The organism is Pantoea sp. Cr_R13 (assembly GCF_029222565.1).
Taxonomy (GTDB): Bacteria; Pseudomonadota; Gammaproteobacteria; order Enterobacterales; family Enterobacteriaceae; genus Pantoea; species Pantoea eucalypti.
Genome location: NZ_JARHXL010000013.1, coordinates 1,134,246 through 1,148,999, shown reverse-complemented (window position 1 = coordinate 1,148,999; position 14,754 = coordinate 1,134,246). Strand labels below are relative to the sequence as shown.

The 14,754-nt window shown below is 53.5% G+C and carries 16 protein-coding genes; 7 read left to right on the top strand and 9 right to left on the bottom strand.

All coding sequences use genetic code 11. From position 1 onward, the window contains the following. Both umuC and P2R09_RS13220 read left to right on the top strand, forming a co-directional pair. The gene (gene umuC / locus P2R09_RS13225) at window positions 1-1,269 is read left to right on the top strand and encodes a translesion error-prone DNA polymerase V subunit UmuC (protein ID WP_275770705.1); all 1,269 of its coding nucleotides are present in this window, start codon (window positions 1-3) and stop codon (window positions 1,267-1,269) included. A gap of 402 nt (window positions 1,270-1,671) precedes the next feature. After that, window positions 1,672-2,286, top strand: coding sequence for a TetR/AcrR family transcriptional regulator (locus P2R09_RS13220; RefSeq protein WP_275770309.1), 615 nt, complete (start codon window positions 1,672-1,674; stop codon window positions 2,284-2,286). Between the two features lie 317 nt (window positions 2,287-2,603). Here the strand turns inward: P2R09_RS13220 and ycgZ are convergent, their stop codons facing one another. The 5 genes from ycgZ to P2R09_RS13195 all read right to left on the bottom strand — a co-directional run bounded on the left by ycgZ (window position 2,604) and on the right by P2R09_RS13195 (window position 4,845). Further along, window positions 2,604-2,843, bottom strand: coding sequence for a regulatory protein YcgZ (gene ycgZ / locus P2R09_RS13215; RefSeq protein WP_275770307.1), 240 nt, complete (start codon window positions 2,841-2,843; stop codon window positions 2,604-2,606). Between the two features lie 228 nt (window positions 2,844-3,071). Then, complete coding sequence (locus P2R09_RS13210) at window positions 3,072-3,344, bottom strand: hypothetical protein (RefSeq protein WP_003848983.1); 273 nt, start codon at window positions 3,342-3,344, stop codon at window positions 3,072-3,074. Between the two features lie 465 nt (window positions 3,345-3,809). Further along, window positions 3,810-4,040: a YgdI/YgdR family lipoprotein gene (locus tag P2R09_RS13205; RefSeq protein WP_003848985.1), complete on the bottom strand. Its 231-nt coding sequence runs from the start codon at window positions 4,038-4,040 to the stop codon at window positions 3,810-3,812. Between the two features lie 15 nt (window positions 4,041-4,055). Beyond that, window positions 4,056-4,289 carry a YgdI/YgdR family lipoprotein gene (locus P2R09_RS13200; protein ID WP_010245442.1) on the bottom strand — a complete coding sequence of 78 codons (234 nt, stop codon included), beginning with the start codon at window positions 4,287-4,289 and terminating at the stop codon, window positions 4,056-4,058. 352 nt (window positions 4,290-4,641) lie between these two features. Beyond that, a complete protein-coding gene (locus P2R09_RS13195; protein ID WP_003848989.1) occupies window positions 4,642-4,845 on the bottom strand; it encodes a hypothetical protein in 204 nt (67 codons plus the stop codon). Between the two features lie 189 nt (window positions 4,846-5,034). Between P2R09_RS13195 and P2R09_RS13190 the strand changes: the two genes are divergently transcribed. The 4 genes from P2R09_RS13190 (at window position 5,035) to pdxY (ending at window position 8,363) form a co-directional block, all read left to right on the top strand. Further along, window positions 5,035-5,349: an MliC family protein gene (locus P2R09_RS13190; RefSeq protein WP_003848990.1), complete on the top strand. Its 315-nt coding sequence runs from the start codon at window positions 5,035-5,037 to the stop codon at window positions 5,347-5,349. Window positions 5,350-5,375: 26 nt separating this feature from the next. Next, complete coding sequence (gene pdxH, locus P2R09_RS13185) at window positions 5,376-6,032, top strand: pyridoxamine 5'-phosphate oxidase (RefSeq protein WP_003848991.1); 657 nt, start codon at window positions 5,376-5,378, stop codon at window positions 6,030-6,032. Window positions 6,033-6,172: 140 nt separating this feature from the next. Next, window positions 6,173-7,447, top strand: coding sequence for a tyrosine--tRNA ligase (tyrS, locus tag P2R09_RS13180; RefSeq protein ID WP_008926220.1), 1,275 nt, complete (start codon window positions 6,173-6,175; stop codon window positions 7,445-7,447). A 55-nt stretch (window positions 7,448-7,502) separates the two neighbouring features. Continuing rightward, complete coding sequence (gene pdxY, locus P2R09_RS13175; RefSeq protein WP_003848993.1) at window positions 7,503-8,363, top strand: pyridoxal kinase PdxY; 861 nt, start codon at window positions 7,503-7,505, stop codon at window positions 8,361-8,363. Between the two features lie 32 nt (window positions 8,364-8,395). On the opposite strand, the gene gstA is transcribed toward pdxY, so the two are convergent. Together gstA and dtpA are read right to left on the bottom strand one after the other, a co-directional pair. After that, a complete protein-coding gene (gene gstA / locus P2R09_RS13170; protein WP_275770296.1) occupies window positions 8,396-9,001 on the bottom strand; it encodes a glutathione transferase GstA in 606 nt (201 codons plus the stop codon). Between the two features lie 150 nt (window positions 9,002-9,151). Next, complete coding sequence (gene dtpA, locus P2R09_RS13165) at window positions 9,152-10,654, bottom strand: dipeptide/tripeptide permease DtpA (protein WP_275770294.1); 1,503 nt, start codon at window positions 10,652-10,654, stop codon at window positions 9,152-9,154. A gap of 668 nt (window positions 10,655-11,322) precedes the next feature. On the opposite strand from dtpA, the gene P2R09_RS13160 reads away from it, so the two are divergent. Further along, the gene (locus tag P2R09_RS13160) at window positions 11,323-12,018 is read left to right on the top strand and encodes a CTP synthase (protein WP_275770292.1); all 696 of its coding nucleotides are present in this window, start codon (window positions 11,323-11,325) and stop codon (window positions 12,016-12,018) included. A 39-nt stretch (window positions 12,019-12,057) separates the two neighbouring features. Here P2R09_RS13160 and P2R09_RS13155 read toward each other — a convergent pair whose 3' ends face one another. Both P2R09_RS13155 and P2R09_RS13150 read right to left on the bottom strand, forming a co-directional pair. Further along, the gene (locus P2R09_RS13155; protein ID WP_008926222.1) at window positions 12,058-13,401 is read right to left on the bottom strand and encodes an enolase C-terminal domain-like protein; all 1,344 of its coding nucleotides are present in this window, start codon (window positions 13,399-13,401) and stop codon (window positions 12,058-12,060) included. Then, entirely contained in the window at window positions 13,379-14,722 is a 1,344-nt protein-coding gene (locus P2R09_RS13150) for an MFS transporter (protein WP_275770290.1), read from the bottom strand. Before P2R09_RS13150 ends, P2R09_RS13155 begins: the two co-directional genes overlap by 23 nt. Window positions 14,723-14,754 lie beyond the last annotated feature (32 nt).

The window sequence follows — 14,754 nt, the reverse complement described above, 5'->3', positions numbered from 1 at the left end:
ATGTTCGCGCTGGTCGATGTGAACTGCTTTTATGCGTCGTGCGAAACCGTTTTCCGGCCTGACCTTAAAGGCAAACCTGTAGTCGTGCTGTCGAACAACGACGGCTGTGTGATTGCGCGCAGCGCCGAGGCGAAGAAAGCCGGCATCAAAATGGGCGCGCCCTATTTCAAAATGCGCGAAGCGCTGACTCATCACGATGTACAGGTTTTCAGCTCAAATTATGCGCTTTACGCCGACATGAGCCTTCGGGTGATGACGATTCTGGAAGAGATGGCGCCGTCGGTGGAGATCTACTCGATCGATGAGGCCTTTATGGATCTCACCGGCGTGCAGAACTGTATGGCGCTGGAGACCTTTGGTCACCAGGTCAGAGAGCGGATACGCAAAGAGACCCATCTGACGGTGGGCGTTGGCATTGCACAGACCAAAACGCTGGCCAAACTGGCGAATTTTGCGGCCAAAAAGTGGAGCAAAACCGGCGGCATTGTCGATCTGTCCGATCCCGAACGGCAGAAAAAGCTGCTGGCACTCGTCGATGTGGCTGAGGTCTGGGGTGTCGGTTACCGTATCGGCAAGCGGCTCAACGCCATGGGCATTACGACGGCGAAAGATCTGGCCTGCCAAAGCACCGAGTCTATTCGCAAACAGTTCAGCGTGGTGCTGGAGCGTACCGTCAGAGAGCTGCGTGGTGAATCCTGCCTGGAGCTGGAGTCGGTGATACCGGATAAACAGCAGATCATGTGTTCACGTTCGTTCGGCAGCCGTATTTCCAGCTACGACCAGATGCGCGAAGCCGTCTGCGCCTATGCTGAACGTGCGGCAGAGAAACTACGCCGTGACAATCAATATTGCCGTCAGGTAGGGGTCTTTGTGCGTACCAGCCCCCATGCTACGGATGAACCCTTTTATGGCAATCAGTCTACCGGTCAGTTGCTGATCCCGACGCAGGACACGCGCGACATTGTCGGCGTTGCAATGGCGTGTCTGGATAACATCTGGATTGAGGGGCATCGCTACATGAAAGCGGGCATCGTACTGGGTGATTTTTTCAGCCATGGCGTGGCCCAGCTTGATCTGTTTGACGAACATCAGCCACGCCGCAATAGCGAAGAGCTGATGACGCTGATCGATAAGATTAACAAAAGCGGCAGCGGCAAACTCTGGTTTGCCGGGCAGGGGATCAACAAGGCCTGGGCGATGAAGCGCGAGATGCTGTCACCTGCCTATACCACGCGGGTAACGGATTTGCCGGTGGTTGTGCTGAAGTAGATGCTGGCCCGCCATCATCATGAATATGAGCTTTACGCGGTCGACGGTAACAGCGATATAAAAAACCGACTCTTTTTATATTTTGCTGACAATGAGAACCACGCCAGGCTGTTAATTAAGCCGCTCAGATTATGGCTGACCATAATAAACACACAGCAACGGGCAGATTGCCGCAAAAAAAACGCGTTACTACCTGAGTGAATCATGAGCGGTTTGTCCTGTAACCTGAGCCGGATTGCAGGTCACAACCGGTTACACCCCCTCTGCCATTCAGCGACAGGAACAGACATCTGTCCGAATGTATGCTGCGGGCTGATCGCCGCCAGCTATACTTGTTACCCGAGCCTGGGATAGAATCCCTGTTGATTCTGACAGGAACGCACTTCTTCAGGCCGGTAATTAATGAGCACGACAGCGACAGCGCATAAAAACAAAGAGCGGGGACGGCCCAGGGAGTTCGACATTGAACAGGCTCTGGATCGTGCCATGATCGTTTTCCGGCAAAAAGGCTATCACGCGTCATCAATAGGCGATCTGGGGGAGGCGATGAACCTCTCCGCAGGCAGCATCTATAAAGCGTTTAAAGATAAACGCTCCCTCTTTCTGCTGGTATTCGAACGTTATCTGTTGCTGAGAAATACCGAACTGTGCCGCCGTCTGGCACCCTGTGTCAGCGGACGGGATAAAATCACGGAGTTGTTACAGTTCTACCTGGATTCGGCGCGTGCCATTGAGGGGCGATGCGGCTGTCTGGTTGTGTCCAGCGCCATTGCGATGCAGACGATGGATGAAGACCTTGCGCAGCGCATTGATGATGTCATCAAGCGTAGTCAGCGCTTCCTGGTTTCATTGCTGGAGTTGGGACAACAGGATGGCTCTATCAATCGCACGCTGGACAGTGAAGCGGCAGCCGGTTTAATTCTCTGCATCGCATACGGTATGCGCGTGTCGGGCAAAGTCAGTGATGTGATCCATGAAGAGCAGACGCTGGCGCTGGCATTGAAAATACTGGGATAAGAGTTCTGAGTCGGGATAGCAGCATCCGTAAACAGGCGCTTCTCTGATATACGCTCTCCGGACAGAAAAATTCTTCCGCTTCCTTTCCCCGGGTCTGATTATGTGCCAGGCTTTTACGCTTTATTCTATTGCGTGGAAAATTAAGGCCCGTTTCGTGAAAACTTCAATCTTATTGACACTCGTGGCAGCCATTGGCTGTTCTGTTTTTGCCGCCCGTGGTGGGTTTGAAACCCAGACAGCGAAACATCCTCAGGCACAGCGGGTGACGGAGAGTGGGGAGCCACTGACGCGCTGACCGGGGCGAAGCGTGGGGATGATTAACGACCAAACAGCAAACTGATGAGCGTGCGATAGTGGCGCTCTTCTTCTTCAGTGGACGCTGTTTCGAGGCGAAGCAGGAGTTTGGTACAGATCGACTTACGGTTCACATTCCCGCCGGCATGCAAAATTTCCACGACTACCTGTCCCAGTGTCTCCTGCTGTGAAGGCAGGCTTGCCGCATTGAAATAACGGGCAATATCGTCTGCCGTCCGCGGCAGTCTCTGGTTCGGGTACATGGTGCGTTTCCTGGCTGTTGATGTAAAAACGATCGAATAGCCGCGAAGTTATACGCAAAAAGTGAATCTGTACAGTTATTTCAGCGTGATGATTAATGACATTTTTGGTCAGGATACCGGGGTAGCGCGAGAGCGGCCGTAAAGAGAAGCAAAGGGACAGCAGTATGAAGCGCATGGGAGCCGGAAGGGCGTCCGCTCCCATGAGAAATGAACGACGAAGCCTTATGACTACCGATAATCTTTCAGGGAAACCGGTGCCTGCCCGGTCTCGACCAGCCAGTTCAATTCGGCGCGGTCACGAGGCGAATCTTCAATGAAACCTTTGAGCCAGTGTCGTGCATCAGCAATCTGCTCTACACGTTCATCGCTGCGCTCCTTTTCGGCCATTTCGCCCAACTGACGAATCAGCGATACCAGCGTAATATCCTGTTCTTCAAATGCCAGATTAATTGCTGCTTCACCAAGAATCATATGACCAGTCGTTGTATCGTGATAAATCATTTATAGCCTCCTGATTGATAGCGATATAAATAGTCTAGTTAAAGAGGCGCGGGACTAAAAGGTTACAATTTACAGATGGCATCAGATAATTTTGTTAAAAATAAAGGGAACCTTTATGTCATGGTATAACTTCATGATAGTAAAGAATAAAAAACAACAGATTATTTTTGAAGTGAACAGGTTGAACTATTGTTCTGGTTAAAGAAGCGGACGTTTGCCTGAAATTCAGATAAGTGATGTGGCCTGTGCGCAACAGCATTTTCCAGTCAGTTTTTTACGCCTGTATAAACGATAAATTGCACAGTTCCTTGTAATGCTCTGCAATATTATTGCCATATCGCATCGGATATTTCTGCTTTAAAAAAGCCCGCTCTGAGAGTGGGGCTATATCAGGTAAAAGGCGAAAAACAGGCAAAAATAAAGCCGCTCTTAAGCGGCTTTATTAACGCGAGAACAGCATTGCGATTATTTGTGCGGAACTTCAGAGACGGCTTTAACGTCTGCTTTATTAATCTGCTGCTTCACACCATTGGCATCGGTATAGGCCAGCAGGCCAGCGTCCGATTCAGAAGGCTTGCCATCACTAATAATGGTGCGTCCATCGTTAGTCTGAATCGCATAACTGGTACGGGTGCAGCCAGTTAATACGGTCATACCAATCAATGCGGCGAGAGGTAAAATCAGCGCTTTTTTCATCGTCTTCACCTTATATTAGTTGTCGAGTTCACTCATATTACTGATTTCATTACGATTGATCTGCTCAGTTTTTCCTGTCTGAGCATCACGGTAAGAAACAAGACCGGTATCTGAATCAATTTGCGGTTTGCCGTCAGTCACAATCGTGCGGCCATCGGTCGTCTTAATCGACTGATTCGAGGCGCAACCTGCAAGCGTACCTAAAGAGAGTGCCAGCAGCGCGATGGCTGACAGGGATTTCATTTTCATTTTTCTGCTCCATGAAGTATATCCAGACGTTTACAGCATAGACGGCTTTATAAATTTTGCTGGCTCTGCCGCGCGTCGATGCCTGTTTTTTATACAAAAACAGAGTGTATTGCGTTAATTAACAGGCATGGCGCCGGCGAATAGCATTTATTGCAAATGCATACGACTGTTTATGCATTCAGCTGAGCCCTGACCGCATCGAAATAAAAAACGGAGCAAAAGCGGGAAATAGAGAGCGCAGATAATTCCGTTAATGCGGAATAATCGCATGCAGGATGCCACATCGATGGCTGCACCTGGCGCTATTCACGGGTCCGACGCCTGAATGGCTATCGGACCCGTGAAAAAAGGATCAGAGAATAGAGTCTTCGCCCGCTTTGGCGGCCGCTTTTTCCGCTTTCATGGCGCTGACCGGGTCAGATGCACTCAGCCAGCGGTCAAACTTCTGGTAGGTGTCGATAAAGGTTTTAAAGTAGCTGCTGGCGATGGTGGCATTCTCTTTATGGTTCATAAACGCCACGGCCAGCTTAAATGCATCTTCGTTATCAAATTTCATGTTTGTCTTCCTCGCTTAAGATCTATAGAGCGTAGCCTGATAACACGGCCTGTGCATTCAGACAACCGTCTGAAAAGGCGCAATAATTCAGCCTGGCTGACAGCATCCTCCAGATTGGCGCGGATTCCCACTTACTTCGCGGCAAATCCTTCTTATAATGCCAGCTTCACTCGTGAAGGAGACCCGCTTATGTTGAAAGGATTAACCGTTGTCGCGGTGCTGCTATTGTCAGGCTGTAGCCTGATGCATAAACAGCCGGCATCGCCACAGACCCTGCACTATCGCTGCGGAACAATGCCCCTGACCGTGACGCTGGACGAGGCGCAGGAGCAGGTAAGTTTCATTATGGATGGCAAGCCTTTAACGTTGAAGCAGACCGTCTCCGCCTCCGGCGCGCGCTACAGCGATGACACTTATGTTTTCTGGTCCAAAGGAAACGGCGCATTTATCGAACGTAACGATAAAATTGTCGTGAATGATTGTGAGCTGCAACCTGCCAGCTGACTTTATCTCTGAATAGGCGAGCATTAATGAGCGACAGCGAAACGCTACACACCATTGCCCATCTGCGGCGTGAATATACCCGCGGCGGATTGCGTCGTAAGGATCTGCCGGACAATCCGATCGCGCTGTTTGAACAGTGGCTGAGCCAGGCCTGTGAGGCTAAACTGCCCGATCCGACTGCCATGACCGTGGCCACCGTGGATGAGCAGGGTCAGCCGTGGCAGCGTATCGTGCTGCTGAAACACTTTGATGCGCAGGGCATGGTGTTTTACACCAACCTCGGCAGCCGTAAGGCGTTACAGCTGGCGCACAATCCGCGCATTTGCCTGCATTTCCCGTGGCACTTTCTGGAACGTCAGGTGATGGTGCTGGGCGAAGTGGAAAAACTGTCGCCGCTGGAGGTGCTGAAATATTTCCACAGCCGCCCGCGAGACAGTCAGATTGGTGCCTGGGTGTCGAAGCAGTCGAGCCGGATTTCGGCGCGCGGGATTCTGGAAGGGAAGTTCCTTGAGCTTAAGCAGAAGTTTCAGCAGGGCGAGGTGCCGCTGCCCAGCTTCTGGGGCGGTTACCGGGTGAAATTTCACACAATGGAGTTCTGGCAGGGGGGCGAACATCGTCTGCACGATCGTTTCATCTACCAGCGCGATAATGACGGCTGGAAAATCGACCGTCTGGCTCCCTGAATCTGCACGATTTCTCCCTATCAGCGCTGGCACAGAAAGCGCCAGCGCTTTATGCTATAGCCCTGATTTTTTTCGATTCCGCAAGTCAGCGGAAAGCTGTGTACCAGCATAGGTGCAGTCTGATCAATTTGGAGTCAGTAATGACCAGCAGTAACCTGATACAACAATTGCAGGAGAGGGGCCTTATCGCCCAGGTGACGGATGAAGCCGCGTTAACAGAGAAACTGGCACAGGGGCCAATTTCGCTCTATTGCGGCTTCGACCCCACTGCTGACAGCTTGCATTTGGGTCATCTGGTACCGCTGCTCTGCCTGAAGCGTTTTCAGGATGCCGGCCACAAGCCGGTAGCCCTGGTCGGGGGTGCAACCGGCCTGATTGGCGATCCAAGCTTTAAAGCCGCAGAGCGTAAACTTAATACCAGTGACACCGTCAACGAATGGGTTGAAAAGATCCGCCAGCAGGTGGCGCCATTCCTCGACTTCGATTGCGGCAGCAACAGCGCCATCGCCGCCAACAACTACGACTGGTTTGGCAGCATGAACGTGCTGACCTTCCTGCGTGATATCGGCAAGCACTTCTCTGTTAACCAGATGATTAACAAAGAAGCGGTGAAGCAGCGTCTGAACCGTGACGATCAGGGCATCTCCTTTACCGAGTTCTCCTACAACCTGCTGCAGGGTTATGACTTTGCCTGCCTGAATGAACTGCACGGCGTATCGCTGCAGATCGGCGGCTCCGATCAGTGGGGTAACATCACCTCTGGTATCGATCTGACCCGTCGTCTGCATCAGAACCAGGTCTTTGGCCTGACCGTTCCGCTGATCACCAAGTCTGACGGCACCAAATTCGGTAAAACGGAAGGCGGCGCAGTCTGGCTGGATGCGAAGAAAACCAGTCCATACAAGTTCTATCAGTTCTGGATCAACACCGCGGATGCTGACGTCTATCGTTTCCTGAAGTTCTTCACCTTCCTGAGCATAGAAGAGATCAACGCGCTGGAAGAAGAGGACAAAAACAGCGGTACCGCGCCACGCGCGCAGTATGTGCTGGCTGAGCAGGTCACGCGTCTGGTGCATGGCGAAGCGGGCCTGACGGCGGCGAAACGCATCACTGCCAGCCTCTTCTCCGGTTCTGTAAGCGAAATGACGGAAGCCGATTTTGAGCAACTGGCGCAGGATGGTATGCCAACTATCGCGCTGGGCGCAGACGATGACCTGCAGCAGGCGCTGGTGAAAGCGGAGCTCGTGCCGTCTCGCGGCCAGGCTCGCACCATGATCGGGTCGAATGCCGTCTCACTGAACGGTGAAAAACAGTCCGATGCGGAATACCGCTTCAGCGACAGCGACAAACTGTTTAACCGCTACACGCTGCTGCGTCGCGGTAAGAAACATTACTGCCTGATTAACTGGCAGTAAGATTTAGGGCCGGTTTCCGGCCCTTTTTTATGGCAAGGCAGGACAGGGCAAACAAGTGAAAAATATCTTAGCGATTCAGTCGCACGTTGTATTTGGTCATGCAGGTAACGCGGCAGCTGAATTTCCGATGCGTCGCCTGGGTGCAAACGTCTGGCCGCTGAACACCGTGCAGTTTTCCAACCATACGCAGTATGGCCACTGGACCGGCACGGTCATGCCTGCAACGCATTTAACCGACATCGTTAAAGGCATTGCGGATATTGACCGCCTGAAGACCTGTGACGCGGTGCTGAGCGGCTATCTGGGCTCGGCGGAGCAGGGCGAGCAGATTTTGCAGATTGTTCGTCAGGTCAAAGCGGCTAACCCACAGGCCTGGTATTTCTGCGACCCGGTGATGGGTCATCCGGAAAAAGGCTGCATCGTGGCACCGGGTGTGGCGGAGTTCCACTGCAAGATGGCGATGCCAGCCAGCGACATTATCGCCCCGAACCTGCTTGAGCTGGAGATGCTAAGTGAACGTACAATCACTGACGTCGACGCGGCGGTAGACGCTGCGCGGGCACTGATTGCCCAGGGACCACGTGTGGTGCTGGTGAAGCATCTGGCACGCGCAGGGCGTCGCAGCGACCGTTTTGAGATGCTGCTGGTAACAGCAGAAGACGCGTGGCACATCAGCCGTCCGCTGGTCGATTTCGGTGTCCGTCAGCCCGTCGGCGTGGGCGATCTTACCAGTGGTTTGCTGCTGGTTAATCTGCTGCACGGCAAATCACTGCAGGATGCGCTGGAGCACGTCACTGCAGCGGTGTATGAGGTGATGCTGAAAACTCATGAGATGGGCGAGTATGAGCTGCAGCTGGTGGCGGCACAGGATGCCATTGCCCGTCCGACGCAGCACTTCACGGCAGAAAAGCTGTAACGCATCAGGGCCGGTTAACCGGCCCTGTTCTCTCAGGCTAAGCCTTCCGCTTTAAGCGCCGCCTGCACCGCAGGACGTTCCGCGACACGATCAAACCATGCCCCAAGTGCCGTAAAGCCGGACAAATCCAGCCCCAGCGCTTTTGCCCAGCGCGTCACCACAAACAGATAAGCATCTGCGACGCTGAAATGCATCCCCATCAGCCACTGCCTGTCACGTAATGACTCATCGACATAGCGGAATTTCGCTTCCAGCTGGTTACGGGTCTGCGCTTTCACCTCATCGGAGTATCCTGGGCGAAACAGCGGCCCAAAGCTTTTGTGCAGCTCGCTGCCGATGTAGCTCAGCCACTCCAGGGTGTGATAACGCGTCAGGCTGCCAACCGGCGCCAGAAGATGACGATCGGGTTTGAGGTCTGCCAGATACTGCACAATCGCGGGGCCTTCCGTCAGCACGGTACCATCGCTGAGCTGCAGCGCGGGCACCTGACCTTTAGGGTTGATTTGGCGAAAATCGTCGCCCCGTTCGGTGAGTTTGGTTGCCAGATCAACATTCACCTGCGTAAAGTCCAGCCCGCATTCGCGCATAACAATGTGGGGAGAGAGAGAGCAGGCTCCTGCTTTGCAAAACAGTTTCATGACCATGTACTCCTTGTTGCAATGGGATCACAGCATAGTAAAGACTCAGGGTGGAAATACCAGTGATAAGGATCAGGGATCTGTTAAGGGGGAGATGTGAGCCATAAAAAAAGCCGGGCAGAGCCCGGCTGATTTGTCACGTGGCAGCGATTACGCTTTCACATCGTTTAATCTGGCGTCGCTATCCTGCGCCTGTGTCATGCGGTTCAGCAACGGCGCCGTAATCAGCATCAGCAGAGCAATCACCGCCGTCACGATACCAATCTGCTGGAATACGCGACTGTAGGTTGCCAGCGAAATCAGCGGATCGGTTACGTTTTCAGGCACGGCCATCAGGTTTGCTACTTTACCTGCAATCACAGCTGCACCTGCCGTGGTCAGGAACCAGGAGCCCATAATGAAGCCCATCAGGCGCTGTGGCACCAGCTGCGCGACCATCGCCAGGCCGAGGCCGGAGATCATCAGCTCACCAATACTCTGCAGCGCATAGCTCAGGATCAGCCAGTTTACAGAAACGATGCCTGCATCACTGGCGAACTTTGCACCCACCGGCAGCACCAGGAACGCAGCGGAGCAGAGCACCATACCAAAGGCAAACTTGTGCGGCATGGGCAGTTTATCACCCAGCTTGTTATAGAGCGCCGCCAGCAGCGGACTGGCCAGCATGATCCAGAACGGGTTCAGTGCCTGGAACTGCTCTGGCGCAAACGTAATACCAAGAATGGTGTGTTCAACGTTACGGATAGCGAAGAAGTTGAGCGATGTTGGCATCTGCATATAGAGGACGAAGAACAGAATCGCTTCGACCATCAGCAGGAAGGCCACAATCATCTTACGACGCGCCGCGCCGTGCAGCGCAAAGGCTTCTTTGGCAAACACCAGCAAAATACCCAGCGCAATCACCGCCAGCACCAGTCGTGCGATAACCTGATGATGCAGCATCCAGTTGGCCAGCGCGATCAGCACAACGACGCCCACAAGAGTCATCAGCAGTTTACCGACCTGCAACGGCGCAAAGTCTGGCTTAGAGCCGTAATCCTTGACCATATGTTTACAGAACAGGAAGTTAAACAGGGTAATAACCAGGCCAATGACGCACAGTGAAAAGGCGACGCTGTAGCCATATTTCGCGGCTAACCACGGTGTCAGCATCATCGAAAACAGGGAACCGATGTTGATCGACATATAGAACATGGTGAACGCACCGTCGAGACGCGGATCATCTTTGTCGTAACAGGTCGAGAGCAGCGAAGAGGGGTTTGCCTTGAACAGGCCGCTACCGACCGCGATGGTCGCCATGCCAATATAGACAATGCTGACGTTATGACCGGAGAACGCTACCAGCGCATAACCCAATGCCAGCACCAGCACGCCCAACACGATGACGCGTTTGGTGCCCAGCACTTTATCACCGAGCCAGCCGCCAATCGCGACCAGCCCATAAACCAGCGCACTGAATGAAGAGAACAGGGTAATGGAGTCTGATTCAGACAATCCCAGTTGCTTCACCAGGTAAACCGCCATAATGGCCTGCAGGCCATAGAATCCAAAACGTTCCCATAATTCGATCGAGAAGATTAAATAGAACGCCTTCGGCTGTTTAAACGCATTGAGACTGACAGCCTCATCAGTGTGTTTGTTTGCAGTTGACACATGTACCTCAGTTTTTTCATACCCTGTTTCGGGACAGGAATTAAGTCCGCGTCATGTGAGTTTTCCATGCGCAAGATTGTTATTAGAAGGGAAAAGCGGCGACTAATTTGGCTGATTACGGGCGTCAGGGCAAGAATTTTCTGGCAACCCGTTGAATCCAGGAATGTTGGGTTAAAAAACTTATAACAAATCGTTAATTGGTTTTAAATGTTGAAGCAGCGAACAATATTAGTACAGATACTCTGAATGAGCACCTTGCACTAGCGAGTAATGATATTAACTGCTAAATCGAAGCTAACCAGATAAATCGGTTGGTGAATAATAATCAAACAGTGCTAATGACAGGTTACTGGCTGAATCGCAGTCAATCTGACGAATTATCAGACATTACCTGCCCGGCATTGGCGAAAAAAGAGTCAAAAGGCGATCCGGCGCACAATCAGATGATTTATTTCAGAAAGCAAAAAAAGAAACCGATTGCGTCGTGAGATCGAGAGGGGAAGTGGAGGCCAGAAGGCAGCCAGCAGGAAATTAAAATGACCCCAGACCGCCGGTGAAAAACCGCTCAGTCATATTAAAATCTTATCAATGCGCGGATGCGCAATGTCACCCTCGACAGAAAATTAACATTACTGTAACCTCTCAATTTCTCCAGGAAGGATCAGTTCATGTCGTCTCCACTGCATTTATCTCTCGTCGGTGACTACCGCGCCGATGCGGTTGCCCATCAGGCTATCCCCCTTGCTATTGAACGTGCTGCACGCCGGCTAAATCTTATCGTTGAAACGAACTGGATCGCTACCGACCACCTCGAACAGACAGACCTGACGCGCAGTGATGCGGTCTGGGTTGTTCCTGGCAGTCCTTATCTCAACGATAATGGCGTATTTGAAACTCTGCGCTGGGCGCGGGAGAGCGGTAAACCTTTACTGGGTTCCTGTGGGGGATTTCAGTATGCGGTGATCGAGTATGCGCGCAACGTACTGGGCTGGCAAGATGCCAGTCATGCTGAAACGGATACCGGCGGACGGATGGTCATTGCCCCGCTGAGTTGCTCTTTGGTGGAGCAGCGCGGCAGGGTGAGGTTTGAAGCGGGTTCCCGTATTGCTCTGGCTTACGGGACGCTGGAAAGCGACGAGGGCTACCACTGTAACTTTGGTGTTAACCCGGAATTCAGTGACGCGCTGGGCGATAATACGCTGCGCATTACCGCCTGGGATGAAGCTGGTGACGTACGCGGCGTGGAGTTACCGGATCATCCTTTCTATGTGGCCACGCTGTTCCAGTCTGAGCGCGCGGCACTGCAGGAAAAGGACTCTCCGCTGGTAATTGCCTGGATGCAGGCGGCACTGGCGCAACGCTAAACATAGTCATCCTGTGACACTGTCACAGGACGACGGTCATCAGCGCAACAGGGCCGGTCGTTTCGCGTTGAACGTCCAGTTATCAATCAGAAACTGCATGCCCAACGCGTCGTTTCGGTTTTTATCAGGTAGCGAATGGTAGAGTTCATGGGCTGCTTCGACCCGCGCCATATCCAGGGTAATACCCAGTCCTGGCCCCTCAGGTAGTTCCAGAAAGCCATCCCGAATCTGCGGAGCATGCTGCGTCAGCTGCTGACCATCCTGCCAGATCCAGTGGGTATCAAACGCAGTCAGTCTATCGCCCGGTGCCGCGGCTCCCAGATGCGCCACCATTGCCAGTGATACATCAAAATGGTTGTTTGAGTGGCAGCCGGTTGTCAGACCCCATTCATGGCACAACTGCGCCACAGTATGTGCATTACGCATCGTCCAGAAATGCGGATCGGCCAGGGGGATGTCGATGGCATTAAGCTGTAAGGCATGCTGCAACTGTCGCCAGTCATTGGCGATCATATTGGTGGCGACCGGGATACCCGTGGCTCGCTTAAACTCCGCCAGCGTTTCCCTGCCGGAATAGCCCTGCTCCGCGCCGCAGGGATCTTCCAGATAGGGAATACGGCCCGCCAGCTGTTTACCATAATAAATGGCCTCATCCAGCGACCAGCTGGCATTGGGATCAACCGTTACCCGTGCCTGAGGAAAACGTGTCAGCAGGGCGTTAACCGTCTCCACTTCCACTTCGGCATGATGAACGCCGCCCTTCAGTTTAAAATCCCGGAAGCCATAGCGATCGGCTGCCGCCTCCGCCAGCCGCACCACGCTATCCGCATCCATCGCTTTCTCATGACGCAGTTGCAGCCAGGCATCACCGCCAGCGTGGCCCGCCTGATAGTCCATGCTGGTGAGGTTACGGTCGGCGATATAGAACAGATAGCCAAGTACCGGCACGCGATCGCGCTGCTTGCCGCTGGCAAGTAACTCGGCAACCGGCAGATTCAGGTGCTGGCCCAGCAGGTCAAGCAGCGCAGCTTCAATGGCTGCGGTGGCGTTGTAAAACTTCTCCGGATTCATCTGCGGAATATGAATGTCGTCGGTATGCGCGGTCTGCTGGTGTCGTGCGTCGCTGGCAAACAGCGTCGCGACGGTGGCATTCAGCCGCAGCAGATCGCTGCCCTCAATCTGCGGACGAAAGCGCGCCAGCAGCGCCAGTGTTGAGGCGTGGCAGGGACTTTCGCCGACGCCGGTACGGCCAGCGGAATCGGTCAGGATCACCAGGATGCGGGTAAAATAGCAGTTGTGCGCGCCGCCAATGTTCAGCAGCATGCTGTCATATCCGGCGACAGGCACCACCCGCATTGTTTTAATGACTGGACTGTCTGACATTGTGATTCTCCATAGGATCAAGGGACGGCGGGGAGGGCTTGCGGCGCAGCAGCAGCCACAGCCCGGTCAGCAGCGAGACGCTGGTCAGGGCATAGAGACCGCCGGTGGTGGAGCCGGTCTTCATCTCCAGATAGCCAAACACCGTCGGTGCGAAGAAGCCGCCAAGGTTGCCAACAGAGTTCACCAGCGCAATCCCAGGCGCGACAATTGAGGCGGGCAGTTCTCCCTGCGGCATCGGCCAGAAAAAGGTGGCGCTGACTTTCGAGCCGATACAGGCCACGATCATCGCCAGGAAGCCAAACCATGGAGAACCCAGTGTAGCCATAAAGGTGCCGCAGGCCGCGACCAGCATGGCGACGCCCAGCGCTTTATCGAGTTTGTCGCGGTGGCGGTCTGAAAAGCGACTCAGCAGGTTGATGGCAATAATGGCGCAAAGCCAGGGTACGGCGGTGAGAATGCCGATGCCAAAACTGCTGAAGCCCTGAATACGCTGAATAATCTGCGGCAGCCAGAACACCAGGGTATAGCCTGTCATGGTCATGGTGAAGAAGATGGCGCAGAAGAACAGCAGGCTGCGATTACGTAACAGCGACATTTTATCGGGCGCGCGGTTAAGCTCGTCACGCTGTGCCTCTTCACTATTCAGCTGCTGTATCAGGGCCTGTTTCTCCGCATCGCTCAGCCAGCGTGCGTCGCCGGGGCGTGACACCAGTACCCATGCGGCGAGAATACCGACCAGCACGGAAGCACCGCCTTCAAGAAACATCACCCATTTCCAGCCGGCAATGCCTAAAAAATCGTGCATCATCAGAATGGCGCCAGTGATTGGCCCGGAGAAGAGGAAGGCGCCCGCGGTTGCACTGAGCACCATCGCAGTGGCCCGGCCGCGCCAGGCATTCGGGACCCACTGACGGAAATAGAACAGTACGCCGGGAAAGAAACCTGCTTCAGCCACGCCGAGTAAAAAACGCAGCAGGTAAAACTGGATGGGTGAGGTGACGAAACCCGTCATGACCACCACCAGTCCCCAGGTAATCATAATGCGTGTCAGCCAGACGCGGGCGCCGAAACGCTTCATCATCAGGTTACTGGGTACCTCAAACAGCGCATAGCCGATAAAAAACAGGCCCGCACCCAGACCAAAGGCCGCCGCGCTGATCCCGGCATCGGTGCGCAGTTCCGCCTTGATAAAGCCAATATTGGCGCGGTCAATCTGGTTAATGATCAACATCACCACCAGCATGGGGATGATATGGGTGAAGAATTTTTTGATGGCGGAGGCGATCAGCTCATCTTGCTGCGGGGACAAGGCGCTATCCATCGGTCTTCCTCGTAAGAAACGTAAAGAAGAGC

Excerpts from the sequence above, each read along its gene's own strand:
- umuC (WP_275770705.1), top strand. The coding sequence starts at position 1 with ATGTTCGCGCTGGTCGATGTGAACTGCTTTTATGCGTCGTGCGAAACC.
- P2R09_RS13220 (WP_275770309.1), top strand. The coding sequence starts at position 1,672 with ATGAGCACGACAGCGACAGCGCATAAAAACAAAGAGCGGGGACGGCCC.
- ycgZ (WP_275770307.1), bottom strand. The coding sequence starts at position 2,843 with ATGTACCCGAACCAGAGACTGCCGCGGACGGCAGACGATATTGCCCGT.
- P2R09_RS13210 (WP_003848983.1), bottom strand. The coding sequence starts at position 3,344 with ATGATTTATCACGATACAACGACTGGTCATATGATTCTTGGTGAAGCA.
- P2R09_RS13205 (WP_003848985.1), bottom strand. The coding sequence starts at position 4,040 with ATGAAAAAAGCGCTGATTTTACCTCTCGCCGCATTGATTGGTATGACC.
- P2R09_RS13200 (WP_010245442.1), bottom strand. The coding sequence starts at position 4,289 with ATGAAAATGAAATCCCTGTCAGCCATCGCGCTGCTGGCACTCTCTTTA.
- P2R09_RS13195 (WP_003848989.1), bottom strand. The coding sequence starts at position 4,845 with ATGAAATTTGATAACGAAGATGCATTTAAGCTGGCCGTGGCGTTTATG.
- P2R09_RS13190 (WP_003848990.1), top strand. The coding sequence starts at position 5,035 with ATGTTGAAAGGATTAACCGTTGTCGCGGTGCTGCTATTGTCAGGCTGT.
- pdxH (WP_003848991.1), top strand. The coding sequence starts at position 5,376 with ATGAGCGACAGCGAAACGCTACACACCATTGCCCATCTGCGGCGTGAA.
- tyrS (WP_008926220.1), top strand. The coding sequence starts at position 6,173 with ATGACCAGCAGTAACCTGATACAACAATTGCAGGAGAGGGGCCTTATC.
- gstA (WP_275770296.1), bottom strand. The coding sequence starts at position 9,001 with ATGAAACTGTTTTGCAAAGCAGGAGCCTGCTCTCTCTCTCCCCACATT.
- P2R09_RS13160 (WP_275770292.1), top strand. The coding sequence starts at position 11,323 with ATGTCGTCTCCACTGCATTTATCTCTCGTCGGTGACTACCGCGCCGAT.
- P2R09_RS13155 (WP_008926222.1), bottom strand. The coding sequence starts at position 13,401 with ATGTCAGACAGTCCAGTCATTAAAACAATGCGGGTGGTGCCTGTCGCC.
- P2R09_RS13150 (WP_275770290.1), bottom strand. The coding sequence starts at position 14,722 with ATGGATAGCGCCTTGTCCCCGCAGCAAGATGAGCTGATCGCCTCCGCC.